The sequence below is a fragment of the Haloarcula sp. Atlit-120R genome, from assembly GCF_003665885.1.
Classification (GTDB): Archaea; Halobacteriota; Halobacteria; order Halobacteriales; family Haloarculaceae; genus Haloarcula; species Haloarcula taiwanensis.
Map to the genome: position 1 here is coordinate 1,275,543 of NZ_QPLN01000001.1, position 25,225 is coordinate 1,300,767.

The following is a 25,225-nucleotide window of genomic DNA, read 5'->3' on the forward strand; positions in this document are numbered from 1 at the left end:
GCATGAGTGAACTCCTCGTCACCGGCGGGCAGGTCCTCCGGACAGACATGACCGTTGAGCGTGCGGACGTACTGGTTTCACAGGACAGCGGCGACATCGTGGCGGTCGACGAACCGGGAACACTGGACGGTGATGACGAACTCGACGCCAGCGACGGCCTCGTCATTCCCGGGCTGGTCAACGCTCATACACACGTCGCTATGACGTTACTGCGCGGCCTCGCGGACGACAAGCCCCTCGACACGTGGCTCCAGGAGGATGTCTGGCCGGTCGAGGCGGAACTGACGCCCGAGGACATCCGTGCCGGCGCGGAACTCGGGCTGGTCGAGATGATTCGTTCGGGGACGACCAGCCTCTCGGACATGTACTTCGCGGTCGAGGAAATCGCTGAGGCCGTCGACCAGGCCGGGATGCGGGCGGTGCTCGGGTTCACGGCGGTCACGGTCGGCAAGGACGCCGAGGGCGCGCGGGCTGACCTCGAAGAGAGCCTCGACGTGGCTCGAAACCTCGACGGCGCGGCCGACGGCCGGGTTCGGACGACGTTCCAGCCGCACTCGCTCACGACCGTTGGCGAGGAATACCTCCGGGAGTTCGTCCCGCGGGCCCTCGACGACGACCTCTCGATTCACCTGCACGCCAACGAGACGCGCGACGAGGTGACCCCCATCGTCGACGAACACGGCCAGCGTCCGCTCGCCTACGCCGACGACATCGGCCTGCTCGACGGCGACACGTACGTGGCACACGGCGTCCACGTCGACGACAGCGAAATCGACCTGCTGGCCGAGACGGGCACCGGCGTCGCCCACTGCCCGGCCTCGAACATGAAACTCGCAAGCGGGATGGCCCCCGTTCAGGACCTGCTCGACGCCGGCGTCACCGTCGGCATCGGGACCGACGGCGCGGCCTCGAACAACGACCTCGACATGTTCGACGAGATGCGCGACGCGGCGATGCTCGGCAAACTGGCGGCCGACGATGCCAGCGCCGTCGACGCGGGCACGGTCGTCGAGATGGCGACGGCGAACGGCGCGGCCCTGCTGGGCTTCGACAGCGGGCGCATCGAGGCCGGTGCGAACGCTGATTTGGCCGTCATCGACCTTGCCGCGCCGCACCTGACCCCGGCCCACGACCTCGTCTCGCACCTGGCCTACGCCGTCAACGGGAGCGATGTGCGACACACGGTCTGTGACGGCGAGGTGCTCATGCGGGACCGCACTGTCGAGGTGTTCGACGAGGCGGCGGTGCGGGAGCGGGCGAGCGAACACGCCGCCGCGCTGGTTGAACGGGCCGACTCTTAGCCAATCGAAGTGAAGTGGTAACTAAACGACGAGAACAGCGCATAAACGATATCGACGATTTTTGGACGGTCTCGCCGCGGCCGCGAACGGGGTGAACGAGTTGAACGGGAGGGGGTGTTTATCGCCCTCTCGGCGAACCTATCGGGCACGATGCGCACCAAACTCTTCGCACTGTACGCCGCTGTCGGACTGGTCGTGCTGGCCGCCGGGCCGGGACTGGCCGCCGGGGCGGACTCGGCCGGCAACACCGCCGCGGGCAACACGCTCGCGGTCGGCGTCACACAGGCCGACGACGGCACGGCGACGGTATCGGTCACGGCGAACGAGACGGGCGTCGAGAACGCCTCGGTAGCTGTCGAGACGGTTGACAACGCCTCCTACGCCGGAACGGGCAACTACACGACCGACGACGACGGCACGGTCGGGCTGTCAGCACCCGAGCAGAACGTCACGGTCGAGGTGACGGCGACGGCGGACAACCACACCGCGACGACGACGGCGGACCTGACCGTCGCGGCCGCGAACGTCACGGAGTTCGACACCTTCGGCCTCCGGGTATCGGCCTACGTCAACGACCTGCTGAGTGACGAGAACCGGACCGGCGGCATCGGCCCGGCAGTCGCCAGTTTCGTGACGGCGAACAACCCCGGCAACGCGCCGGACCACGCCGGCCCGCCCGCACACGTCACCGGTGAGAACGAGTCTGCCGACAACGAGACTCACCCCAGCGACCGGCAGGGTCCGCCGGCCGATATCTTCGGTGACGACGAGAATGAGACCGGAGACGAGAACGAGACGGAGGACCAACGCGGTCCGCCCGAGAACGCCGGCCCGCCCGAGGACCGCGGTCCGGACAGCGCTGAGGATGAGAACGAAACTGAAGACCAGACCGAGACGGACGACGACCGCCGTCGTCCCCCGGAAGACGCTGGGCCGCCCGAGGACCGCGGTAACGACGACGAGGAATCCGAGGAGGAAGACGAAGAGAACGAGACCGAAGACGAGGACGACGGCGAAGACGTAGAGAGCGAAACTGAAGACGAGGAATCGGAGGACGAGTCTGACGACGAAGAGAGCGCTGAAGACGACGAGGACAGCGACTCCAAGGAGTCAGGGGACGACGGCGATGACGGCGACGATAGCGACGACAGCGACGATGACGACGGCGGCGACCGCGGCCGACCGGACGACGCCGGTCCGCCCGCTGACCGCGGCAACTGAGCGGCTTCGGTAGCGTTTTAGGAGTTCTCTTCCTCTATCGTGCCATGACGACGCCTATTTCCGAGCGACTTGACGACCTCGACGAGGCACGCGATTCCGGCCGCCGAAAGATGGACTGGGCCATCCAGCATATGCCCATCTGCGGCGCGCTCCGCGAGCAGTTCGAGGCTGACCAGCCCTTCGCCGGTGAACGCATCGGCATGGCGATGCACGTGGAAGCCAAGACCGCTGTCCTTGCGGAGATCCTCGCGGTCGGCGGCGCGGAGGTCGCTATCACCGGCTGTAACCCGCTTTCGACACACGACGACGTGAGCGCCGCACTCGACGCCGTCGACGGCATCACCTCTTACGCCGAGCGCGGCGTCGACGACGAGGAGTACTACGCGGCTATCGAGGCCGTCATCGACCACGAGCCGACCATCACTGTCGACGACGGCATGGACCTCGTCGCGGCCATCCACGAGGACTACCCCGAACTCATCGACACAATCATCGGCGGCGCGGAGGAGACGACTACCGGCGTCCACCGGCTGCGCGCGATGGACGAGGACGGCGAACTCGACTACCCGGTGTTCGCGGTCAACGACACGCCGATGAAGCGTCTGTTCGACAACGTCCACGGCACCGGCGAGTCCGCGCTGGCCTCGATTGCGATGACGACGAACCTCTCGTGGGCCGGCAAGACCGTCGTCGTCTCCGGGTACGGTGACTGCGGCAAAGGTGTCGCGAAGAAAGCCAGCGGCCAGAACGCCGACGTGATTGTCACCGAAGTCGAACCTCGCCGCGCGCTCGAAGCGCACATGGAGGGCTACGAAGTGAAGCCGATGGCCGAGGCCGCCGCCGAGGGGGACGTGTTCATCACGACCACCGGCAACCGCGACGTCATCGTCGAGGAGCACTTCGAAGCGATGCAGGACGGCGTCCTGCTCGCCAACGCCGGTCACTTCGACGTCGAGGTTGACCTCGACGCGCTGTCCGACCTCGCCGTCGACACCTACGAGGCTCGCGACGGCGTCCAGACCTACGAGATGGCCGACGGCCGCCGCCTGAACGTGCTAGCCGAGGGCCGCCTGGTCAACCTCGCGACCCCCATCGCGCTGGGTCACCCGGTCGAAGTCATGGACCAGAGCTTCGGCGTGCAGGCCGTCTGCGTCCGCGAACTGGTCGAGAACGGCGACGACTACGACGCCGGCGTCCACGCCGTCCCGGACGAACTCGACAAAGAGGTCGCCGAAATCAAACTGGACGCCGAAGGCGTCGACTTCGACTCGCTAACCGACGCACAGGCCGAGTATATGGATTCCTGGCAGCACGGGACGTAGAGTGGTCTGAGCGCAGCGAAGACCACTTACCAGCCGAGCGGCGAAGCCGCGAGACATAGTGAAGCCGACCGGAGGGAGGCCTCGGATACCAGAGCGGGGAGGGACGACCCGCGAGGGACGTAGAGCGGTCTGAGCGCAGCGAAGAACCTCCGACCGGAACGGCGAGCGGAACGAGCTGTAGAGGAGATCCGTTCTCGCCCCGGACGCGAGGACCGAACAGCCGACCGAGAGATCGAGGGTGGTAGGGTTTTCTGACTGGTGGGTGTGACACGCGATACCCGGACGGCCGGCCTCCCTGAGTCGGGATGCAAACACCCACCGTTCGACACCACGATGATTACGGTCGGGGCTGATGGCTGCATATGGCTGTCCACGAGACCGCGCAGATTGAGAATGCGACGCTGGGCACGGTCGAGATTCGAGAATACGTGACGATCCACGACGCCGACATAGACGACGGCGTCCAGATTTACGAGGGGACTTCGATCAAGAAGGCGACTATCCACGGACCGACCGATATCAACGCAAACGCCTACGTCGAGAACGCCACAGTCGGCGAGTCCGTCCAGATCGGACCCAACGCCTCTATCGTCGGTGTAACCCACGACCTCACCGACACAGGCATGGAGTTCCAGAACGACACGTTCGACGGGATAGTCATCGAGAACGGGGCTTTCGTCGGCGCTGGCGCGGTGGTCCTCCCCGGCGTCACGGTCGGCGAAAACGCCGTCGTAGGAGCCGGGACCACTGTAGCTGAAGACGTTCCGTCCGAGACTGTGGTCCGGAGCGCCACGGAAACGGTCCGCCGCTCCCTCTGAATCGCTAAGCTAGCAGCCGTCCAAGAAGCAGACGCTCGCTCCCGTGGCGCAAATAATATTTGAGAAGTGATATAATATCTCAGGGTCGTGGGGATATTCGTCCTATACAGACGCAAAACCGCTTGACACGTTGATGTCGCCGACCGACTGCGGACTGGCGCTACTCAGTTACGTCAACGAAGACCGTCGACTGAATCCACGCAGACGGGTTCTCGGGGTCGCCGATGTGGGCGACCGTGTCCGCGCCGACGTCGTACTCTTCGAACGTCGCTCTGATACCCTCTTGTGAATTGGCGTCGTGTTCGTGCGTCATCGGTGTGTTCAGTGTGTCGTTTGGCAGCTACCGCGTCGCAAGTGACTGCACTGGTCCGGTTCCTCGACCGGACCAAGTGTCGTCGCCGACCCGCGTCCTTACCACACCCTGTCAGTAGGGGATTGCAGGTATTTGCTTGTCTACTAGCTGTATTCACTTGTCGCCGGTCCGGGTCTATGTGTATAGCCCCACAGTCTAGCCGCCTTCGCTGCCGGACTACCTTTTGGGAACCTGACACTATCTATCTCGGTGACGGCAATTTTATTCGCTCCCATCCGAAAGGTGGTGGCAATGGAACCGCTCCACGCACGCTACCCCTTTCTGGCGCGGTCGCGGGAGGCCGTCGAAGCCGCGGCGGTGGACCTAGGCGAGATTGTCGCCACGGACGAGACGGTCACGGCGCGCGCGCTGGAGCGGGTCGAGTCGGCAATCACTGACGGGACCGTCGGAGAGCCACACCGGCGGACTCGCGTCGAACTGCTTTCGTACCCGGTCGCCCGCGTGCTCGTCTCGCTCGTCGACGTCCACATCTGTACCCGGAAGTACGCGCAGGCGGAAGCCGAGGCAGCGTACGACCGGTTCACCGAGGAGTTCGAAACGACCACAGAGCTGAAATCGACCCAGCGCGAGACGCTGGACCGCACGGAACTGCTTGCGGAGTTCGACCTCGCGAGCGCTGTCCGGGACGCCGGCGACGGCTACCGCGTCGAGGTCGGCGCGTATCTCGACCTGGCAGCCGACCAGCGGGGCGATTCCTGGCGGCTGGTCAATCGGCCACTGGCAGACGGCCAGGTTAGGATCACCGCCGAGGAACTGCACGTCCTGCTGAAACAGGCGATCCGTCACCGCGTCACTGAGGGCCTGCCGTTCAACGTCCCCGACGCCATCGCCGACGAACTGACAGCGGAGGTCGACCGGTTAGAGGAAGTCCTCTCGGAACTGGAACTCACCCGCGAGATCGACACCGTCGTCCCGGAGCTGTTTCCGCCCTGCATGAAATCGCTTCTCGACCGGGTCCAGAAGGGCGAGCATCTCGAACACCACTCCCGGTTTGCCATCGCGACCTTCCTCGTCGGCATCGGGATGACGACGGACGAGATCGTCGACCTGTTCCAGGTCAACCCTGGCTTCGGTGAGGAAGCCACCCGTTATCAGGTCGACCACATTCGCGGGGAGACCAGCCCGACGGAGTACTCGACGCCGGCGTGTTCGACCATGCAGTCCTACGGCGACTGTGTCAACATGGACGACCTCTGTGAGGCGATTTCCCACCCTATGGGCTACTACGAGCAGAAGTTAGACGACACCGACGAGGAGGAACTGGTCGACTGGCGCGAAGACGAGGGCGACGAAGAGGCCGACGCCTAGAACTGCTGGCGTTCGAGCCAGAGGCCGGCAGCGGTCATAAACACGACGAACAGCCCGATTGCGCCGATGAGCGCGTAGCCGCCCGTTGCCTCTACGGTTGACCCACTGAGATACATCTGTGAGACGGTAACAGTTGCGCCGACGAACAGCACGACGGCGACCGCCGAGATGACGATTTGCAGGAGCGTCTCCCGCTCGATATCCATGCTCTGCGGTTTCACAGGGCCGGCAAAAAGGGTATCGAAGCGCCGGAGCCCGCTGGCCGAGCGATTTACCAGCGTGTAGCACCTACGTTTCAACTGGACGCATTGGAAAATACAGCCGCGTCCGCACCTATGACGCTCATCGAATCAGCAGCCGACCGGCAGAGTACCGCACTTGCACCGGACCTCCGATCCCTCCCGGACCGGGCCGCCCGCGCGTGGACCGAGCGCATGGCTGTCCGACCACGGGCGGGCAGCACGTACGCCGTGACGACGGAGAGCGACAGCACGTACCTCGTCGACATCGCACGTCGGTCCTGCTCCTGCCCCGACAACCGTATCCGCGGCGAGCGCTGCAAACACCTCCGGCGCGTCGCTATCGAAATCACCGCACGACGGGTCGCACCGCCCGGCAAGCAACGGGCGGTCTGTGACGCCTGTGGGACCGTCACGTTCGTCGCCGCGGACGCGGGGCCACCCCACCTCTGTGGCAGCTGTCGGCTAGAAACCGGCGACATCGTGCGGGACCGCGAGACGGGCGACAGGCTCGTCGTTACGGCTGTCACCGACACGGCGGCCGACGACTGGACCATCGAGGCGACCGACGAGACAGTCGCCGACTACGACACCAACAACGGCTACCCGCCCGATGACCTCGTGGTGCTGGCTGCATATCTTTCAGACGCCGTCAGCGCGTCCGAACCGCGAGAATACGCCTTTCCCCTGTCACAGCTCCGCCGCGTCGAGGACGCCGAACTCGTCGGCGGCGGGAGCCAGTAACCGAACGCCTGCGAACCGCTACTCCAGCATTGCCGCGGCGTCCTCCTTGTCGAGGTCGCCGCGTTCGAAGGCCGACAGCACGTCCAGCACGCTCTGGTCGGGGCCGTTGTCGCCCACCTCGTCTAGCGTGACCTTCTCTGAGTTGCCCACGAACTCATCGAAGTCAGTCCCGTCGGAGAGGGCTTTCTCCTTTTTAACGCGGTAGTTGCCGCCGTCGGTCGTGTGGAGGTCTGCCGGGTGAAAGAAGTACCAGTCCTCGCGGTCGAATCGGACGCCGATGCGGGGTTTCGCGCCGAAGTTCCGGGCGAAAAACAGCAGCGCCTCGACCTCCTCACCGGTGAGATAGATGGGGTCGCCGGCGCTGGATTTCGCCTCGATAGCGTAGAACGTCTCGCCGTCGCCCGAGAGCACGTCCGGCAGCTCCCGCTCGGTCGCGCTGCCGCTCGCCGGCGCGCGCATCACCGCAAAGCCCGCCTCGTCGAGTGCGTTGACCAGTTCGCGCTCGCGGCGGTCGCCCTTCGCGTTCGAGTTTGCCATTATCGGGACGTGGAGCGACGGGGGTAAAACCGTTCAGATACGGACAGACCGTTCATTCCGTTCAAAGATGCGTACATGGTTTGACCTATCGCGGGGCATATACGCACCAGTCCCATCCCACGTCATGGAATGAGTACCTACGTAACAGCAGCGATAGAATCGACAGCGACGACAGCGCAGATGGGATGTGGCCGATGAGACGACGACGGTTCATCGCCACGGGCGCGGGCGTCGGGGTCGGTCTCCTCGCCGGCTGTTCCGGGTCGAGCGACTCCGGGGGGTCTGACGGGACCAGCGGTGACGGAACCAGTGCCGGCGGCTCCACCGACGAGGACGCGATGACGGACGACGGCGGAACCGTCGGGACGTTCCGGTTGCTGATCAGCGACCAGCCCGCAGCTATCGGCGATTTCGACTCGCTCGATGTGTCATTCTCCAAGGCTCGCATCTTCCGGGCCAAAGACAGCGAGGAGACGGACGAACGCGCAGACGCGACCAAGACTGAAGCGACGGAAGCGGCGACGGCCGAGGCAACTGAGACGGAGACGGCCGAGTCGACCGAGATGGACACGGCGGACGACGACGCCGAGGACGAGGCCGAAGATGGCGAGGACATGGACGAGGAAGCCGATGAGGACGAGGGTGGCTTCGAGGTTCGCGACCTCGACGGCGCAACTGTTGACCTCACCGAGGTCGTCGGGGACAAGGCCATCGGCGTTCTCGACGGTGAACTCGAAGCGGGCCGCTACAGCAAGATCGAACTGTACGCCGAATCCGTCGACGGGGTCGTCGACGGTGAGTCTGTCGACGTGAAGATCCCGAGCGAGAAGCTCCAGCTCACCAAGCCGTTCGAAGTCGTCGCCGGTGAATCGGTCGAGTTCGTCTTCGACATCAACGTCGTCAAGAAGGGTACCGGCGGCTACAATCTCTTGCCGGTTATCTCGGAAAGCGGAGTCGCTGGCAAGGACGTTGAGATCGAGGAGGTCGATAGCAACAGTGTAGAAGACGCGGCTGACGATGAGAAGGAGAACAGCGACGATACCGCCGATGACGAGGAAACAGAGCGCGACTCGATGACGGACTCGGACCGGGGCGGCAACGAAACGACGACCGCCGAGTAACGCTCACTTACGCTTAGTCTTCGATTCGCGACTCCAGTTCCTGAATGACCTCGTCGGTCGTACCGCCGTCGCCGCGAACCGCCTGCGTGTAGCGCTTGTACTCCTGTGGGGACACCTCAACAGTCTTGGTTTCGCCTTTGTGAGAAATCTCAAGTTTCACCGTACCCTGTGGATTGTTCCGCCGCCGGAAGCTCGCCATCGCGGTGAAGACGAACCAGAACGCCACGCACGCCCCGATGAAATACGCCATGGTCGTTTCGAACGCCAGCGTCTGCTCGCCGACCGTCCAGTTGTACGGGTAAGCCATCTGGAACAGCCCGATGCCGACCAGACAGAGGACCGCGCCGACGGCGACGCCGCTCTGTTCCCGGCGGCTTGAGGGAAGTACGGCAACGACACTCAGGAACATTGCGGGAATACCAAGGCCGCCCAGTGTCCCACCGAGTTTCTCGGCAGCGTGGGGCTCAGTTGCGCCAACAACTGCCGACAGCGGCGTCGTTACCAGCAGTATTGCGACGACCACCGTCAGCGCGCCGACACCCCCCAGGGCCGCACCGGCAACGACACGGCGAGGGTCACGCCCCTCCCAACGCCGGTTGCTGTACGCGTCCCCGAGGTTCTCCATACCGGCCCGTTAGCACCAGACCTACAAAACGGTACGTCAGACGCGCGTGCGACGCTGTACGGTGGCCAGCGCGTCGTCGCCAGCAGTTGTCAACGTCCCGAGATGGTCGCCGTCGACCGATTCAAACGAGGCGTCCGGAAGCCGCTGTGCGAGAGCTTTCCCCGTCGACGGGGCAACGTTGGCGTCGTTTTGCCCCTGGAACACGCTCACCGGGACCGAAATCTCTTCGAGGGCAAACGGCCATGGCTGTGAAAGCAGTCGCTGCTCGCGGATGATTCCGCTCGGACCGCGTGCCATCGACGTGAGCATATCCGCACGGACGATTCGTGCCACCTCGTCGGCTGCCAGGGCGTCCGTCTCCGGTGTCTCCTCGGCAACGAACCCGACAGCGTAGGACGGGCCCCGGCGAAGGGCGAACCATCGCTGCAGCCGGAACAGCCGCCCGAGCGCCCACGGAGCGTGCCGGGACAGTGCCCCGACAAACTGCTGGACGCGCCCTGTTGTGCCGACTGACGGCGGGCCGCTGCTGCCCAGCAGTGCGAGTCGCTCTATCTCGGGTAATCGATGGCAGGCCAGCGCGAACGGGCCGCCGCCGGAGAAGCCGACGGCACCAGCCGCGTCGACATCGAGGTGGGACAGGAGGTGTGCGGCGTCGTCTGGCCAATCTTCGAGCGTGACAGACGCGTCTTCGGAATTCCCGATACCCGGCCGGTCCGGGGCGATGAGGTGGACGCCGCGTTCGCGGGCCGGTGCGGCAAGCAGCCGTGCGGCGACGTGTGACCCGGGGGTACCGTGACAGAAGAGGACCGGATAGCCGTCGGTGTCGCCGTAGGTGGCGTAGGCCAGCCGCCGGCCGTCTGGGAGCGAGAGCGTCTCCGTCTCGGCGTCGTCGGGCAGCCAGTCAGTGGCTGGAATTGGCGGCGTGGACGGCATTTGTCCTTATTCGCTCTGGATGCGCGGCGCGAGCATGTACGTGACCCTGCCCTGCCCCTCGGCGAAGCTGAAGTGCATCTTGACCGGGAACTCCTCGCCGAGTTCCATCTCGACCTCGGCGTCTTTCGGGATGGCCTTGTTCATGTTCTTCAGGTAATCCAGCGAGAACAGCGAGTGGGCGTCACCAGGGGTGAGGTCGATGAGGTCGTCGCGAGTGAGTTCGAGGTGGACATCGTCGGTGTCGCCCTCGGCGTCGACGTAGAACAGTTCCTCGGTCGCGTCGACGCCCAGCGCGATGTGGTCGCTGACCATGTCCGCGGCGGTGACCGACCGGTCGATGTCTTTGCCCTCGATGACGATATTCGCCGAGAGGTCCAGATCCGGGAGGTCGGGCTCCTGCCGGATGGAGTCGGGGTCGATCAGCGCGAGGGTGTATTCGAGACCGTCGATAGAGATGTGGAGTTTCCGCGTCTCCTCGTCCAGATCGAGGTGGACGAGCTGGCCGGCGTCGGCCATGCCAGCGATGTCTTCGAGGCGGGAGAGATTGACGCCGATGAGCCCACCGTCAGTCTCGTAGGACTCGAACGCCGCCGCGTCGAGCCGCAGGTCGACCATTCCAACGTTTGCCGGGTCGACTGCCCGGATTTCCAGCCCGTCTTCTTCGAGGTGGATCTTGCACTCGTCCACCAGCACGCTCACAGAGTCGAGAGTCGCCTGGAGCGTGTCTGCGCTCACGATGGCGTTGAACATCTTGAACCGGACTATGCCCCCATCCATTAAAAAGTCCCTCATTGAAACCGCGTGCGCGCGAGCGACCGCGAGTGGAACGGCGTTCGCGAGCGATACTGTCAGCAGGGTGATTAGAACGCGACGCGGCAGTTCGCAGCGCTACTCCGGCGAAGCGCTCAGGCTTCCGGTTCGAACACGTCAGGGTTTGCCGAACCCTCGCGGTTGATGACGGCCATCATGCCCTTGCGGGCGACCCGGGAGAGCGCGTGGTCGACCAGTTTGATCGGGCCGGGCACCTCGGCGTGGAGCGTCGCGATGGCACAGGACCCGGGCTTGACCGGCGTGGTCTGGACGAACTTGTTCGGCGGCCCGGCGATAGATCCCTGCTGCCAGACCTCGTCCCAGACGGACCCGATGGGGTGGAAACTGGAGTCGAGGTTCGGCCCGCCGGCCACGAAGTACACGCGAGCGGTGTCGCCGACCGAGATGCTCGGCGCGCCGTACCGGTCCGGCGTGATAGCGTACTTCTCGCCGTTCATCAGGACGTAGGTCGGGTCCTCGGCCGCCATCGCGTCCATGTCGAAGTCGTGGTGGCCCTTCTCGCCGGCCTCGCCGGTGGTGTACAGCTCGTGCTGGCCGAAGTAGAACTCGTGGTCTACTTCGGGGAGCCCGTCTTTCGGCTCGACGAGGATCATCCCGAACATCCCCGAGGAGATGTGCATATCGAGGTTCGGGACCGCACAGTGGTAGATGAACGCGCCGGGGTAGGTCGCCTTGAACCGGAACGTCTCGGTCTGGCCGGGCGTGACCATCGACGCCTCAGCACCGCCCCCGGGGCCGCGGACGGCGTGGAGGTCGATGTTGTGGGGCATCGAGTTGCCCTCCTCGTTCGTGATGGTGAGTTCGACGGTGTCGCCCCGACGGACCCGGACCATCGGGCCGGGAATCTGCCCGTCGAAGGTCATGTACGTGTAGGTGACGCCCGACTCGATTTCCGCGACCTGCTCTTTGGTGGTCATCTCCACCGACACCGTCTTCGGCTGTGAGCGGTCGATGGGGTCCGGGATGTCGGTCGGGTCCGCGGCAATACGGTCGACGTCGGTCTGCTGTGCGGCGTTCATAGCTGGCTCCTGTGGGGTCGTCTCCGCTTCGGTCGATTGTTCTTTTGCACCCGGTGCGCTGGCACAGCCCGCAAGGGCGGCCGTGCCGACGCCCAGGGCTTCTAACACCCGCCTCCGCGTCGCCGTCGGAATAGTTGACATCGGGGGGTCACTTCCTACAGATGGGACTCGGCGCGTGACCTGTATATATGGGGCCGGCGAATCTCAGCCGTTGAGACGCGTTCTTATGCGGTAAGAACGGCACTGAACGTGTTCGGGTTGGTGGTAATGTAGTCCCGGAAACTGCCGACATCCCGGTCCGCTTCCGAGCAACTGATAGCGGCCGTCGTGCAGTGGTGACCGAAAACTCCGAGTCGGCATCCATTTGAGCGCTGACCGCTTCCGTGGTACTATGACTGCGATTTCGCCATCTTTCGGCGGTCGAGACGCACGCGATGTGTGGTAACCATGTCGGGCAAAGACGACTACTACAACAGAGCGAAGCAGGAGGGGTATCGCGCGCGGTCAGCCTACAAGCTCCAGCAACTGGACGACACGGCCGGCCTGCTCGGCGAGGGACGGACCGTCGTCGACCTCGGGGCCGCCCCGGGCGGCTGGATGCAGGTCGCGGCCGAGCGCATCGGCGAGCGCGGGACGCTGGTCGGTGTCGACCGCCAGACCATCGACGATTTGGAGGACCCCGAACCGACCGTCGAGTACGTCCGCGGCGACATGACTGAGGACAGCACGAAAGACGAAATCCGGGACATAGTCGGCGAGAGCGACGGCGAGGGCGGCCCGGTCGACGTGGTCATCTCCGACATGGCTCCGAACATGACCGGGCAGTACGACCTCGACCACGCCCGGTCGGTCCATCTGGTCCGGCAGGCCTTCGAGGTCGCGACGGACCTGCTCGATGCCGGCGGGGACTTCTGTGCGAAAGTGTTCGACGGGCAGGACCTAGACGACCTCATCGCCGACATCGAACCGGAGTTCGAGTACGTCCGCGAGGTCCGTCCCGACGCCTCGCGGGACTCCTCCTCGGAGCTGTATCTGGTGGCGAAACACCGCCTGACCGGGCCGGTCCGCGAGGGTGATATCATCGACGTCACCATCGACGACATCGGCGAGGAGGGCGACGGTATCGCCAAAGTCGAGAACTTCACCGTCTTCGTCAGCGGTGTCGAAGAGGGCGAAACAGTCGAGGTCCGCATCGACGACGTGAAGCCCCGGTACGCGTTCGCTGAACCGGTCGAATAAGCCGCTTGCAGCTGTTTTCAGTCGGCGCTCGCCGGGGCCGTAACGACGTCGTTTCGGCGGGCGAAGCCGACGACAGCGTAGACGAACGGCGTGTCGACGACAGCGATAGCGAGCTTTAACAGGTACTGGCCGACGATGAGCGCCAGCGCCTCGGCCGGTGGGACGCCCTGAAACAGGACGAAGCCGACGCCGACGAAGATGACCGTATCGATAAGCTGGCTGGAGGCCGTCGAACCGATGTTGCGGAGCCAGAGCTTCTCGCCGTCGGTTCGGTCCCGAAGCCAGTGGAAGACGAACACGTCCCAGTTCTGGCTCACGACGTAGGCCGACAGGCTGGCAACGACGATGGCTGTGCTGGCCCCGAGGACGTTCCGGAAGGCCGCGAGGTCGACTGGCTGTGCCGACTGCGGGAGGCCGGGCGCGAAGATGGTGCTCCAGACCAGCGCCAGCAGGACGAAGTTCATCGCGAACCCGACGTTGACGACGACCGTCGCGGCCCGCCGGCCGTACAGTTCGGCGTAGCAGTCAGAAGCGAAGAACGTCAGCGCGTACGCCAGCGCGGCCCCCGGCAGGACGAGCGTCGACCCCGCAAGCGGGAGCGAAAACGGCAGCGAGAACGCCAGAAGCTTCGAGGCGGTCACCTGCGAGGTGACCAGCGCCGTCACGAACAGCGCGACGAGACCGACGCGCACCGCCTCCGACCGCTCACTGGTCATCGTCGAGTCGTCCCTGCCGTTCATCGATGTCGTCGAGCATGTCAAGCGTCTTTCGCACCGAAGCGCGGATAGCCTCGCTCCGGTTGACGAACTTCCCGTCTTCGCCGACGTGCTTGTCGATGTCGTTCAGCAGCTCGGCCGGGACTTCGACGCTTATCTTGGGCATATCTGGAGAATATATCGAGCATATGCTTAGCCACTGTGGTTTGCCGACCGGGCGTATCGCCCTCCGTAGATAATATATACCGAGACAACTACCTGATATATTTTCATTTTCCCATTTAATATCTGAAATATGAATACATTGAAACGACGTACCGTACTTGGAGTGTTCCGCTGGCACTCGGGATGCGGGCTGTAGCAGTGAGAACGGTGCTGAACAAGACGATACCGCCGACCGAGCGTCGCAGTGCGACAGACGCGCAGTTGACGACCGCGACGGTGGCACAAATATCGTCGAATAACGTCCCGTGACCTGTCGCTGAGTACAACTCTCAGTCGGCGGGTTCGCTGCGGCGGTTCGACGTCCGCCGGCCGCCGAGCGTGTACACCCAGAGGACGCCGAGTCCGAGCAGGTACGCAAGCGCGGTTGGAATACCGACGATGAACATCGTGAAGATGCCGCTGGGCGAGAGGATCGCCGAGAGGGCGACGATGGCGATGACGACCTCTCGCCAGCGCTCGTACATCAGCCGGAACGGAATGATACCGCCCTTGTGGAAGAGGAACATCGTCACTGGAATCTCGGCCAGCAGGCCGATGCCGATGGTGAGGAAGAACACGAGCCAGCCGAAGTTGCTCACCCGATAGGCGATGACCATGTTCGAGTTCAATTGGTCGTAGGCGATCCAGGAGATGGTCATCGGGGCCACGTAGAGGAACCCGAGCAGGCTTCCGCCGATGAGTGCGGCAAACAGCGTCCCGCCCCAGATACCCAGGATGTTGCGGTTCCCGATGACCAGGCCGCGCTCGCGCATCGCCGGCCACGCGAAGTACAGCACCACGGGAATGACTGCAACGGCCCCGAGTATCGTCGAGAACTTGACGATGAACACGAGGTGCTCCACGGGGTGGAGCGTGACGATGCTCACGTCGGCGGCCATCTCCGGCGGGAGCCGGCTAACGAACGTCCGCTGAATCGTCCCGATGCCACCCTGATAGAGGAACAGGAACGCGGCGGCAAGCACCGCCCCGAAGATGCCCAGAATCACGAACGCCCGGGAGGCTAAGGCGCTGAGGATGAACTGGATGTCGTAGTAGTAGCCGCCGATCTCGTCTTCGGTTGTTTCGTCCTCGGTGAACGCGTCGACCATGCCAGCGGTCGTCGAGGTGAACACGCCCGCTTCTTCCTCCGATTCAGCGGCCCCGTCCGCGGTATCGCCGGTCTCGCTTCCCGGGTCGTCTTCGTGGGCCATGTCCCAGCGGTCGAGGACGGCCTGCGCTTTCTCCTTGTTGTCGTCCGCAAGCGCGCGGTCGGCGTGGGCAAGCGCCTCGTCCTCGCTCATCTCCTCAAACACTTCGGGCGGTGCGACCTCGACGGCCGAGGCGTTGAGTTCGCTGATGTCGATGGCCGTCGGGTCGCCGACCTGACCGGGACCGGCCTTCTCCGAGAGCGCGGTCAGGACGTGGTAGTACAGGACGACGACAGCACCGATGACACCGAACCCGACGGCGAGAAGTACTGCTGTACTCTCGACCGGGAGGCCGAATAGTGCCGGCGGCTGGATGTCACCGGTGAGCCGGTCGGACGGGAACACTTCAGCGAACTGCTGGATGTACTGGAACGCCGGCGTCGCTAGGACGTAGTACACCACACCGCCGCCAAGCACTGCACCGCCGAGAATCGTGTTCCAGTGCTCTCGGGCGACGGCACTGGTACTGACGAGGTCACCGGAGCGTCTGACCAACATTGCAAGCTTCGCCAGCGCGAGGCTGATACCGTAGAGGCCACACAGCGGCGCGGCCCACATAATCTGGGTGAAGGGGTCCGGCGGCGAGAACAGCGCCCCGAAGGCGAAAATCCCCATCACCGCGTAGCGCCACTTGTCACGGAACGTCTCGTAGGGGACGATTTCGGTGTATGAAAGCACCGTCATCACGAGCGGCAACTGGGCGGCGAGGCCGAAGGAGATGGCCAGCAGAAAAACGAACTGGAACCACTTGACGATGGAGTACTGTGGCGTGAAGCCGGCCTTGAACGCGTCCCCGGCGAGGAAGTTGAACATCAGCGGGAAGAACAGCTCGTAGGCGTAGGCGACACCGCCGAAAAACAGCCCTAAGCTGATCGTGACGAACAGCGCGCCCTTCCAGGTCGGGATGTGCTCGGCCGGCCACCAGCCCCGCTGGCGGAGTCCGTCGCGGCCGAAGTATATCAACAGCGGCAACGACATGAGAATCCCGATGACGGCTCCGATTTTCACCTGCAGGAGGATGACGTCGAACGGCGTGACCGCGACGATGCTCGTGGCTTCCTGCGTGGTGAGGTCCATCTGCGAGTACAGGAGATCGGCGCGCAGCGTGTCCCAGACGCCGTACTGCAGTCCCATGATCGTGCCGATCATCCCGATGACGAAGACGACGAACACCTTCTGGAGGTGCACCTGCGCCGAGCGAAGCATCGCACCGAGCGTCGCCCGCCCGCTCTGGACCGTCTGGACGGTGTCCTCGTCGATAGCACTCGCCATCTTCTCTGTGCCTAGCCCAGTGGGCGTTATCAATTTATTCATCCCGGTGACAGCCACTGCTCGAAAAGAAAGTTTACAACACCCACCGTCTAAGCCCGGGACAGATGGAGGACGGTGACGCAGACGACGAGCGGCGCGGGTCCGAAGAGCCGCCACTACCGTCCGACGACGAATCCGACGAGTCGCCGATCCCCACCGACCCCGTGGCCGAGGCCGATGCCGATCGGGAGACGGCCGAGGTGACAGGCCCGGGTCCCGCGCCGGCCGGCGGTGACGAGGACACTGTTGGCTCGCACGCCGCGCCGACCGAAGCCGAATCCAGCGATGGGCTGTTCGACCGGGATGCGTCGGATATCGCCGCCGCCGTCCCGGCGGACGTTCCGACCGACTGGGGCAAGTCGACGCCCTCGCCGGCTGGTGCCGGTGGTGCTGCGCCGACGACCGGTGGCGGGACCGCACCGAGCTACGACCCCGACGACGATATCGTCGACGAGGGCGCACCCGACGACGAGGAGATGCCGCTGGCCGACCACGTCGAGGAGATGGCGATGCGGTTGTTCGTCGTCGTCGGCGTGATGGCCGTCGTCGCCGTCATCGCCCTGCCGTACTCCGACGAACTCATCAACTTCCTGTGGTACTCCTTCCTCGACGGGCCGGCTGAGGCCTGCGGACAGGTCGCGACCAACGCCGAGGGCAGCGTCGTCGAGGGTGCGGACTGCCCGAACGTATACAATCCGCTCGCGCTCATCTTGGCGCGGCTGAAAGTGTCGTCACTGGTCGGCTTTATCGTCGCGCTCCCGGTGTTCGTCTACCAGACGTACCTGTTCATGCGACCGGGGCTGTACCCCCGCGAGCGGCGCTACTACCTCGCGGCGGTCCCGACGAGTCTCGTGCTCGCGGCCGTCGGCGTCGGCTTCGCGTACTTCGCGGTCCTGCGGGCGATGTTCGACTACTTCATCACCTACTCCGACCGCGCGGCCGACCTGGCCTTCGGCCTGAGCGAGACGTTCAACCTCATCATCCTGATGCTCGGGCTGTTCGCGCTCATCTTCCAGATTCCGCTGTTCGTGATGCTCGCGGTGATGATGGGCGTGACGACGCGCCAGTGGCTCCAGGACCGGCGGCTGTACTTCTGGGGTGGCTTCGCCGCCGTGGCGTTCCTGTTCAGTCCGGACCCGACCGGGATGGCCCCGCTCATGGTCGCCGTGACGATGATCGGCCTGTTCGAGGGGACGCTCCTGCTCCTTCGCTGGACCGGCAGCACGTCGCCGGTCCCGACGGCCGACGACCTCGCTACGCGCCGTCCGGTCGCGTGGCTGGTCTTCGGTATCGCCGGCTACGTCCTCAGCCCCGCGCCGGTCCCGACAGGCTACTACGAGCAACTCCCAGCCACAGTGACTGAGACGCTCGCAGCTGTTGGCCTCGGGAACGCCACGCCGATGCTGGTCGGCGGCGGCATGATCGTCCTGTTCGAGGCGCTCGCGTACGTGAACAAGAACTACTACGGCTCAGTCAAACTCTGGCGCGGATTCCGGACTGCCCGCCTGCCGGTGTGGGCCGTCGCCATCGTCGTCGGCTACCTCGGCAGTCCCGACCCGACGCTGTTCCGCCTTGTGAACCAGTTCAGCCTCCCGCGAAACGCCGCCATCGCCGCCGCCGCCGGCCTGGTCCTCCTCTACGAGGGGACTATCGCCGTCGCGCGCTGGCGAAACCGGGGTGAATAAGATGGGAACCCTACTTGTCGCCCGGCACGGCGAGACAACGTGGAACCGCGACGGGCGCATCCAGGGGTGGGCCCCGAGCCGACTCACAGACCGTGGACAGCAACAGGCCACGGCCCTTGGGGCGTGGCTTGACGAGCGCTACGACGTCGACCGCGTCCTCGCCTCGGACCTCCGGCGCACCCGCCAGACGGCCGCCGCGGCCGACGACGGCTACGGCGGCCTGCCCGACCGCGCGTTCGACACCGACTGGCGCGAGCGCGGCTTCGGAATCATGCAGGGCCTGTACGCCGACGAACTGCTCGATGAGTTCCCCGACCACGACCCGGACGCAAGCGTCATCTCGCTCGATGCAGCCCCAGAGGGCGGCGAGGGCATCCCGACCTTCCGGGGACGGGTCGAATCGGGGTGGGATCGAGCGATTGCGACCACCGACACGGGCGAGACGACGCTCGTGGTCACCCACGGCGGCGTCATCAAGGTCCTGCTGGCGAAACTCACGGACAGAGACCCCGACGCGGCGCTGGCCGAGGACTCACAGCTGAACTGCGCCGTCAACGAGATTCGGCTCGACGGTGACGAGCCGGAACTGGTCGGCGAGGAACTGACCGGCTGGCAGGCGCTGCTTGACTGACTGCGTGGTGTCGCCGTTTCTCGATGCTATCCCGACCAGAAGTATCATTCTGTGCTCCCACCGGTGACCACTGCAAGTACCAGCGACTGCGGATGGTCGACGCGCCGTGGCTCTGATTATCTTATTAACAGAAGATAGAGGGCAACGAGTGTCAGTACTACTGCCCCGATAGCACTGTCAACGGCCGGTGTCACCGTAACGAACCGTCCCGGAACGAGTTTCGAGAGCACGTACGCAATAACAATCAATAGTGGTACAATACGCTCCAACTTGTACTCGGATTCCGCGTCTTCGGTCGATTGTGCGAGAACCCACGGGATAGCGAGCAACGAGCCGACACCGAGTACGAGAAGCGCCGAATCAATGAGGAGGGCGAGTTCCATGTGGTAGCGTGGTATACCTGCGGTGTTTGGGTAGCTGGCCGCACGGATGGCCGAAACTGGTTCCGAATCGATTCCAGACCTGCCGCGGTCTGCTGCCGTCTGAGACACTCACCTCGACGGCATCCCAGTACTTGTGTGTTATCGTACACTCCCAATCACAATGAAAGTGCCACTCTACGTGCCTGATCGTCTCGCGGAGCAACGATGGCTGACTGACGTACTCGTCAGAGAAGATAGCGTCGTCAGTCGACGGACGGGTAGTCGGCGTCGAAGACGTTGCTGACCACGTCCTCCGTCTCTTCTTCCGCTGGCTCCTCCGTTTCTGGGCTCACACTGCCGGTTTCGTACCCGTGGAGGTCGAGCGTCACGTGGTCGAAGCCACAGTCCTCGATGTGGTCGCGGGCGGTGCGGACGAAGTCGGGGTCGAGCGCGGTTTCGAGTTCTTCTTCGCCGACCTCGATGCGGGCGAGGCCGTCGTGGTCGCGCACACGGAACTGCTCGAAGCCCCACGTTCGCAGGAGACGCTCAGCCTTCTCGACGCGGGAGAGGCGTTCCTCCGTCACTTCGAGGCCAGTCGGAATCCGCGAGGAGAGACACGCCATCGAGGGCTTGTCGGCCACGGAGAGGTCATACTCGCGGGCGATCTCTCGGACCTCCTCTTTCTCGATGTCGTGTTCCAGCAGCGGGGAGTAGGCGTCAAGTTCCTCGACGGCACGGAGGCCGGGCCGGTGGCCCTCGCCCACGTCTGAGGCGTTCGTCCCATCACACACCACGTCAATACCGAGTTCGCGGGCGCGGTCGTACATCGCGCCCAGGCGCATCGACCGGCAGTGGTAACACCGCATGTCGTCGTTCTGTATGAACTCCTCGCTGTCGAGCTCGGAGAACTCCACGATCTCGTGTCGGATGCCGATCTCCTCGGCGACGCGGGTGGCGTCGGTAAGCTCGGCGGCGGGGAGCGTCTCAGACTTGGCGGTACAGGCGATGGCGTCGTCGCCGAGGGCGTCGTGCGCCAGCGCGGCGACGACACTCGAATCGACACCACCGGAGAAGGCGATCAGCACGCCGTCTCGCGACTTGAGGTCTTCGCGGGCGGCCGCTAGCTTCTCCGAAACAGCAGACATGGAACGTCTTTCTCGGTGGAGCACAAAAACGCCTTCGCGTTCGGTGTTCGACTGACTGAGCCGGGGCGGTTGACCGCTCCGCTGCCGCCGGAGCCGCTGGCAACGGGTTTTTTCTCGCTGGCGTCGAATGGGCGGGCAGATGGAGCTCGAATCGGTTCCGGGCGTCGGGGCGAAAACAGCCGCGGCGCTCCGGGAATTAGACGATCCGGAGGCGGCGCTCCGGGACGGCGACGTGGCGTCGCTCGCACGCGCACCGGGTATCAGCGAGGGCCGGGCCGCCCGCATCGCTCGCGGTGCGATCCGGGCTGAACACGACGACCCCGGTGGGTTCACCGCGACGAAACGCGCCCGCGAGATCTACGCGGACGCGCTGGCGCTGCTGACTGACCGGACAGTGACTGACTACGCCGCGAAGCGCCTGGAAACGATTTACCCCAGTGGCGTCCGCAGCCGTATCGAGGAAGTCCGCTCGTTCGCCGAGTCGGCGATGACCCGCGACCCAGACCCGGCGGTTCTCGACGCTCTCTCTGCCGTCGAACCGCTTGCCGACCCCGGCGATGTGCGGGTGCGGGACCGGTGTCTGGCGACCCGCGACGCCGAGCGCTACGCCGACGCGCAGGCCGCGATTCCGGAGGTCAGCGTCGAGGTCGTCGACGACGCCCGTCAGCTGGCCGAACTCGCCCGTTCGTACTCGACGGTCATCGCGCTGGATGAAGCATTCGCCGGCGTCGACATCGAGGGCGACGTGCGCGTGGAGCCGACCGCACTGGAGGAGCCCGAATCCGTTGTGCCCGAGCGAGTCCTCACCTTCTTTGCCCGCAACTGCGACCGGATACGGGCCGCCGCCGAGGTCCACCGCGTCGCTGACCTCGACGCGCCGTGTGACCTGGAGACGCTCCTGTCGGCGCTGGAGCAGCTCGACGAGGACGGGGGCGTCAGCGGTGACGAGGAACTCGACCGCCTGACCACTGCGGTCGACGACCTCGATGCCGCGGTCTCAACCGCCGAGAGCGTCGCCAACGACCACCTCCGAGAGGCCATTGAGGAGCAGGATGTGACCATCGAGGGGACGGACCTGCTGTCGCTGGTTGAGCGCGGCGCGGGCGTCGACTCGCTCCTCCAGCGTGAACTCGCCAACGAGTATGCCGCGGCTGTCGAGAAGGCCCGCGACCACCTCGTCGATGCCCTAGCGCTCCGGGACATGGAGGCGACGGCGCGCCGGGCCTTCCCCGACGAGCCTGCCTATCCCGTCGAACACAGCGAAGACGTCGTCGCCCGTCTCCGCGAGGAACTGACCGCCGCGCGCGACCAGCGCGCGACCCGCCGGAAGCGGGAACTGGCCGACGACCTCGCCGAGATGCGCGAGGACGCCGCGGCGCTGGTCGACGCCGCGCTGGAACTCGACGTAGAGCTTGCCATCGCGCGCTTTGCCGACGATTTCGATTGCACGATGCCAGACGTTACCGAGTCCGAGGGGGTCGCAATCGAGGGCGGACGCTCGCCACTGCTCGACGTGTCCTTTGAGGCCGTCGAGCCAGTCGACTACGCTGTCGACGGTGTGACCGTCCTTTCAGGCGTCAACAGCGGCGGGAAGACCTCGACGCTGGACCTCGTCGCACTCGTGACGACGCTGTCCCACATGGGCCTGCCCGTCCCGGCAGAGTCAGCCCGTGTCGGGCGGATTTCTGAACTCCACTACCACGCCAAGACGCAGGGGACGCTCGACGCCGGCGCGTTCGAAGCGACGCTTCGGGAGTTTGGCGACCTCGTCGCGGACGTGGACCACCGCAACTCAGAACCAGACGCCGGTGGCGATACTGATGGACCAGTAGCCGGGACCGACAACCGCCCGGTGATGGTGTTGGTCGACGAACTTGAATCGATAACTGAGCCGGGGGCCAGCGCGAAGATTATGGCCGGTATCCTCGAAGCGCTGGGCGAACGGCAGGCGACGGCCATCTTCGTCTCGCATCTCGCCCGCGACATCCGCGAGGCCGCCGACACCGACATCAGCATCGACGGTATCGAGGCAAAGGGGCTGGAGGACGGCGAACTGCGCGTCGAGCGCTCGCCGGTCAAGGGCAAGCTCGCCCGCTCGACGCCGGAGCTCATCGTTGAGAAGCTCGCCGACGACGGAACCAAGGACGGCTTCTACGGCGACCTGCTCGAAAAGTTCGAGTAGCGACGGCCGGCGAAACCGCGCCCCTCGCGCACCTGTCACTGCTCGTGAAGCTGTGGCAAATGGTTAAGTGCGCCGCGAAGCTCGGTGAAAGTGATGAGCGACGACCCCGAGGACCGGATGCTCGGCTGGGACGAGTCCGTCTTTCGGGACGAACACGTCTTCGAAATCGACTGGCTCCCGGAGACGTTCAAACACCGGGACACACAGATGGAGACGCTGAAGTACGCGCTCCGGCCGGCCGTCCGGGGGTCGCGCCCGCTCAACGTCATCGCCCGCGGGCCGCCGGGGACGGGGAAGACGACGGCCGTCCAGATTCTGTTCGACGAACTCACCGCACAGACGGACGTGAAAACCGTCCGGGTGAACTGCCAGATGGACTCGACGCGCTACGCCGTCTTCTCGCGGCTGTTCGCCGAGATATTCGACTACGAGCCGCCGTCCTCTGGAATATCGTTCAAGAAATTGTTCTCACAGATCACCAACAAACTGGTCGAGGAAGACGAGGTGCTCGTCGTCGCCCTTGACGACGTGAACTACCTGTTCTACGAGAGCGAGGCCAGCGACACGCTGTACTCGCTGTTGCGCGCCCACGAAGCCCACTCGGGCGCGAAAATCGGCGTCATCTGCGTCTCCTCTGATCTCGAGCTCGACGTCATCGACGCGCTCGATACCCGCGTCCAGTCCGTGTTCCGGCCCGAGGAGGTGTATTTCAACCCTTACGGACAGGCCGAAATCGCAGATATCTTGGGCGAGCGCGCTGACCGGGGGTTCAACGAAGGCGTCGTCGGTCCCACGGTGCTCGACCGCGTCGCCGAACTGACCGAGGAACAGGGCGGCGACCTCCGGGTCGGTATCGACCTCCTGCGCCGGGCCGGAATGAACGCCGAACGGCGCGCCTCCCGCTCCGTCGAGACCGAGGACGTCGAGGCGGCGTACGACAAGTCTAAATACGTTCACCTGTCCCGCCGGCTGCGGGAACTGTCCGACTCCGAGACTGCGCTCGTGGAGGTCATCGCCGCCCACGACGGCCAGCAGGCCGGCGACATCTACGACGCCTTCTCCGAGCAGACGGACCTGGGGTACACCCGCTACTCTGAGATAATCAACAAGCTCGACCAGCTTGACATCATCGATGCCGAGTACACCGATGTCGAGGGCCGGGGCCGCTCGCGGGAGCTGACGCTCAACTACGACGCTGACGCGGTGCTGGAACGGCTGTAATACAGCGCATCAAAACGTCTACGCGCTCATTCCATCTTCTCGAAGGTCGTCTCGGCCCACTGGACGGCGTAGTCAGCGCCGTACTCCAGATACGCGTCGGTGTCGAGTGCGGCAAAGGGCGCGGGCAAGTCCAGACCGTGTTTGACGCCACTACAGGCGAGTTCGGCGGCCGCAGCGAACTCCGTCTGGCCCTGTGCAATTTCGCTGGGGAGGTCTTCGAGGCGGGGTTGCAGGCGCTCGCCGGCGTCGTCCCATGCCGCGTACAGGTCCGGGAAGTCGTCGGCCCAGCCGGCAAACGCCGAACGGGTCTGGAGTCCGAGATACGCGGCGTAGAGGGCAGCTGCGAGCTGGTATCGGGCGTTTGAATCGAGATGGTCCTCTGTAGCAGCTACGAACGCCGGGTACTGCTCGGCAAAAAAGCCCAGAAAATGCTCGGGTTCGTCGAGGCTCACTTCGACGAGCGCCTCCGCGACGAGAAACGAGACGAAACCGTCCGGTGAGCTCTCCAGCCGCGGCTTGACGAACACGCAGGGCGGGACCGTCTGGCGCGTCCAGGCGACGCCGCCGTCGCCGGGCATCCCGATGGTGAGGCTGTTACCGATGTACTCCTGTAGCACCTCTGGCGCTGTGGTCGGAAGCCACGCACCGTCGTAGGAGATCTGATCGAGGCTGTCGGTCACCAGCAGGAGTTCTTCGGCGACTGCGGGGTCCAGTGTCTCGAAGTCGCGGTCGCAGTTCAGTACGAGCGCCTCCGGGGCGTAGGCCTCACGTACTGCCGGCAATTCGCCGGTCAGTGAACGCTCGGTGAACATCTACGCCGAGAACAGGACGAGGTTGATGACGATGCCGATCGACAGCAGTGCTGACACGCCGATTGTTCCGAGGACGATTTTCGTGGCCTTGCTCATGTCAATGAGTATCCCGGGCCA

The 25,225-nt window shown here is 64.7% G+C and carries 25 protein-coding genes; 12 read left to right on the forward strand and 13 right to left on the reverse strand.

The genetic code is table 11. The features are described 5' to 3' along the window. The first annotated feature begins 2 nt into the window (after positions 1-2). The 4 genes from DVK01_RS06635 to DVK01_RS06650 all read left to right on the forward strand — a co-directional run bounded on the left by DVK01_RS06635 (position 3) and on the right by DVK01_RS06650 (position 4,662). On the forward strand, positions 3-1,301 hold the full coding sequence (locus DVK01_RS06635; protein ID WP_121536031.1) for an amidohydrolase: 1,299 nt from the start codon (positions 3-5) through the stop codon (positions 1,299-1,301). A 150-nt stretch (positions 1,302-1,451) separates the two neighbouring features. After that, on the forward strand, positions 1,452-2,522 hold the full coding sequence (locus DVK01_RS06640; RefSeq protein WP_121536034.1) for a hypothetical protein: 1,071 nt from the start codon (positions 1,452-1,454) through the stop codon (positions 2,520-2,522). 44 nt (positions 2,523-2,566) lie between these two features. Then, positions 2,567-3,844 carry an adenosylhomocysteinase gene (locus DVK01_RS06645; protein WP_121536037.1) on the forward strand — a complete coding sequence of 426 codons (1,278 nt, stop codon included), beginning with the start codon at positions 2,567-2,569 and terminating at the stop codon, positions 3,842-3,844. A 362-nt stretch (positions 3,845-4,206) separates the two neighbouring features. Beyond that, the gene (locus tag DVK01_RS06650) at positions 4,207-4,662 is read left to right on the forward strand and encodes a DapH/DapD/GlmU-related protein (RefSeq protein ID WP_101348919.1); all 456 of its coding nucleotides are present in this window, start codon (positions 4,207-4,209) and stop codon (positions 4,660-4,662) included. 160 nt (positions 4,663-4,822) lie between these two features. Here DVK01_RS06650 and DVK01_RS22130 read toward each other — a convergent pair whose 3' ends face one another. Then, positions 4,823-4,975 (reverse strand): hypothetical protein, encoded by a 153-nt coding sequence (locus DVK01_RS22130; protein ID WP_198560206.1) that lies wholly within the window; start codon positions 4,973-4,975, stop codon positions 4,823-4,825. Between the two features lie 291 nt (positions 4,976-5,266). On the opposite strand from DVK01_RS22130, the gene priL reads away from it, so the two are divergent. Then, entirely contained in the window at positions 5,267-6,343 is a 1,077-nt protein-coding gene (gene priL / locus DVK01_RS06655) for a DNA primase regulatory subunit PriL (protein ID WP_101348920.1), read from the forward strand. Here priL and DVK01_RS06660 read toward each other — a convergent pair. After that, on the reverse strand, positions 6,340-6,549 hold the full coding sequence (locus DVK01_RS06660; protein WP_101348921.1) for a hypothetical protein: 210 nt from the start codon (positions 6,547-6,549) through the stop codon (positions 6,340-6,342). The genes priL and DVK01_RS06660 overlap by 4 nt on opposite strands. A 129-nt stretch (positions 6,550-6,678) precedes the next feature. On the opposite strand from DVK01_RS06660, the gene DVK01_RS06665 reads away from it, so the two are divergent. Then, complete coding sequence (locus DVK01_RS06665; RefSeq protein ID WP_101348922.1) at positions 6,679-7,326, forward strand: SWIM zinc finger family protein; 648 nt, start codon at positions 6,679-6,681, stop codon at positions 7,324-7,326. A gap of 18 nt (positions 7,327-7,344) precedes the next feature. Here DVK01_RS06665 and hjc read toward each other — a convergent pair whose 3' ends face one another. Beyond that, positions 7,345-7,863, reverse strand: coding sequence for a Holliday junction resolvase Hjc (gene hjc / locus DVK01_RS06670; protein WP_101348923.1), 519 nt, complete (start codon positions 7,861-7,863; stop codon positions 7,345-7,347). Positions 7,864-8,057: 194 nt separating this feature from the next. Here hjc and DVK01_RS06675 point away from each other — a divergent pair, with 194 nt between their 5' ends. Beyond that, complete coding sequence (locus tag DVK01_RS06675; protein ID WP_198560207.1) at positions 8,058-8,984, forward strand: DUF4382 domain-containing protein; 927 nt, start codon at positions 8,058-8,060, stop codon at positions 8,982-8,984. A 13-nt stretch (positions 8,985-8,997) separates the two neighbouring features. On the opposite strand, the gene DVK01_RS06680 is transcribed toward DVK01_RS06675, so the two are convergent. The 4 genes from DVK01_RS06680 to nirK form a co-directional block, all read right to left on the reverse strand. Beyond that, on the reverse strand, positions 8,998-9,609 hold the full coding sequence (locus DVK01_RS06680) for a hypothetical protein (protein WP_101348924.1): 612 nt from the start codon (positions 9,607-9,609) through the stop codon (positions 8,998-9,000). A 36-nt stretch (positions 9,610-9,645) separates the two neighbouring features. After that, positions 9,646-10,542: an alpha/beta fold hydrolase gene (locus tag DVK01_RS06685; RefSeq protein ID WP_101348925.1), complete on the reverse strand. Its 897-nt coding sequence runs from the start codon at positions 10,540-10,542 to the stop codon at positions 9,646-9,648. Positions 10,543-10,548: 6 nt separating this feature from the next. Beyond that, positions 10,549-11,292, reverse strand: coding sequence for a DNA polymerase sliding clamp (locus DVK01_RS06690; RefSeq protein ID WP_004516027.1), 744 nt, complete (start codon positions 11,290-11,292; stop codon positions 10,549-10,551). Positions 11,293-11,447: 155 nt separating this feature from the next. Further along, complete coding sequence (gene nirK / locus DVK01_RS06695) at positions 11,448-12,533, reverse strand: copper-containing nitrite reductase (RefSeq protein WP_121536040.1); 1,086 nt, start codon at positions 12,531-12,533, stop codon at positions 11,448-11,450. Positions 12,534-12,839: 306 nt separating this feature from the next. Between nirK and DVK01_RS06700 the strand changes: the two genes are divergently transcribed. Then, positions 12,840-13,631, forward strand: coding sequence for a 23S rRNA (uridine(2552)-2'-O)-methyltransferase (locus tag DVK01_RS06700; RefSeq protein ID WP_101348927.1), 792 nt, complete (start codon positions 12,840-12,842; stop codon positions 13,629-13,631). A gap of 17 nt (positions 13,632-13,648) precedes the next feature. On the opposite strand, the gene DVK01_RS06705 is transcribed toward DVK01_RS06700, so the two are convergent. The 3 genes from DVK01_RS06705 to DVK01_RS06715 form a co-directional block, all read right to left on the reverse strand. Continuing rightward, a complete protein-coding gene (locus DVK01_RS06705; RefSeq protein WP_101348928.1) occupies positions 13,649-14,347 on the reverse strand; it encodes a queuosine precursor transporter in 699 nt (232 codons plus the stop codon). Further along, positions 14,337-14,513, reverse strand: coding sequence for a ribbon-helix-helix domain-containing protein (locus tag DVK01_RS06710; protein WP_101348929.1), 177 nt, complete (start codon positions 14,511-14,513; stop codon positions 14,337-14,339). The genes DVK01_RS06705 and DVK01_RS06710 overlap by 11 nt, the downstream gene beginning before the upstream one ends. Positions 14,514-14,841: 328 nt before the next feature. After that, complete coding sequence (locus DVK01_RS06715) at positions 14,842-17,031, reverse strand: twin-arginine translocase subunit TatC (protein ID WP_121536043.1); 2,190 nt, start codon at positions 17,029-17,031, stop codon at positions 14,842-14,844. Positions 17,032-17,135: 104 nt separating this feature from the next. On the opposite strand from DVK01_RS06715, the gene DVK01_RS06720 reads away from it, so the two are divergent. Then, entirely contained in the window at positions 17,136-18,755 is a 1,620-nt protein-coding gene (locus DVK01_RS06720; protein WP_121536046.1) for a twin-arginine translocase subunit TatC, read from the forward strand. 1 nt (position 18,756) lies between these two features. After that, positions 18,757-19,386, forward strand: coding sequence for a histidine phosphatase family protein (locus DVK01_RS06725; RefSeq protein WP_121536049.1), 630 nt, complete (start codon positions 18,757-18,759; stop codon positions 19,384-19,386). 116 nt (positions 19,387-19,502) lie between these two features. On the opposite strand, the gene DVK01_RS06730 is transcribed toward DVK01_RS06725, so the two are convergent. Beyond that, positions 19,503-19,769 (reverse strand): hypothetical protein, encoded by a 267-nt coding sequence (locus tag DVK01_RS06730; RefSeq protein ID WP_101348933.1) that lies wholly within the window; start codon positions 19,767-19,769, stop codon positions 19,503-19,505. A 242-nt stretch (positions 19,770-20,011) separates the two neighbouring features. Then, positions 20,012-20,893: an ATP-dependent sacrificial sulfur transferase LarE gene (larE, locus tag DVK01_RS06735; RefSeq protein ID WP_101348934.1), complete on the reverse strand. Its 882-nt coding sequence runs from the start codon at positions 20,891-20,893 to the stop codon at positions 20,012-20,014. Between the two features lie 139 nt (positions 20,894-21,032). Between larE and DVK01_RS06740 the strand changes: the two genes are divergently transcribed. Together DVK01_RS06740 and DVK01_RS06745 are read left to right on the forward strand one after the other, a co-directional pair. Continuing rightward, positions 21,033-23,075: a helix-hairpin-helix domain-containing protein gene (locus DVK01_RS06740; RefSeq protein WP_121536052.1), complete on the forward strand. Its 2,043-nt coding sequence runs from the start codon at positions 21,033-21,035 to the stop codon at positions 23,073-23,075. A gap of 93 nt (positions 23,076-23,168) precedes the next feature. Further along, on the forward strand, positions 23,169-24,296 hold the full coding sequence (locus DVK01_RS06745; protein ID WP_101348936.1) for an ORC1-type DNA replication protein: 1,128 nt from the start codon (positions 23,169-23,171) through the stop codon (positions 24,294-24,296). Positions 24,297-24,322: 26 nt separating this feature from the next. On the opposite strand, the gene DVK01_RS06750 is transcribed toward DVK01_RS06745, so the two are convergent. Next, positions 24,323-25,108: a hypothetical protein gene (locus DVK01_RS06750; protein WP_121536055.1), complete on the reverse strand. Its 786-nt coding sequence runs from the start codon at positions 25,106-25,108 to the stop codon at positions 24,323-24,325. Between the last annotated feature and the right edge of the window lie 117 nt (positions 25,109-25,225).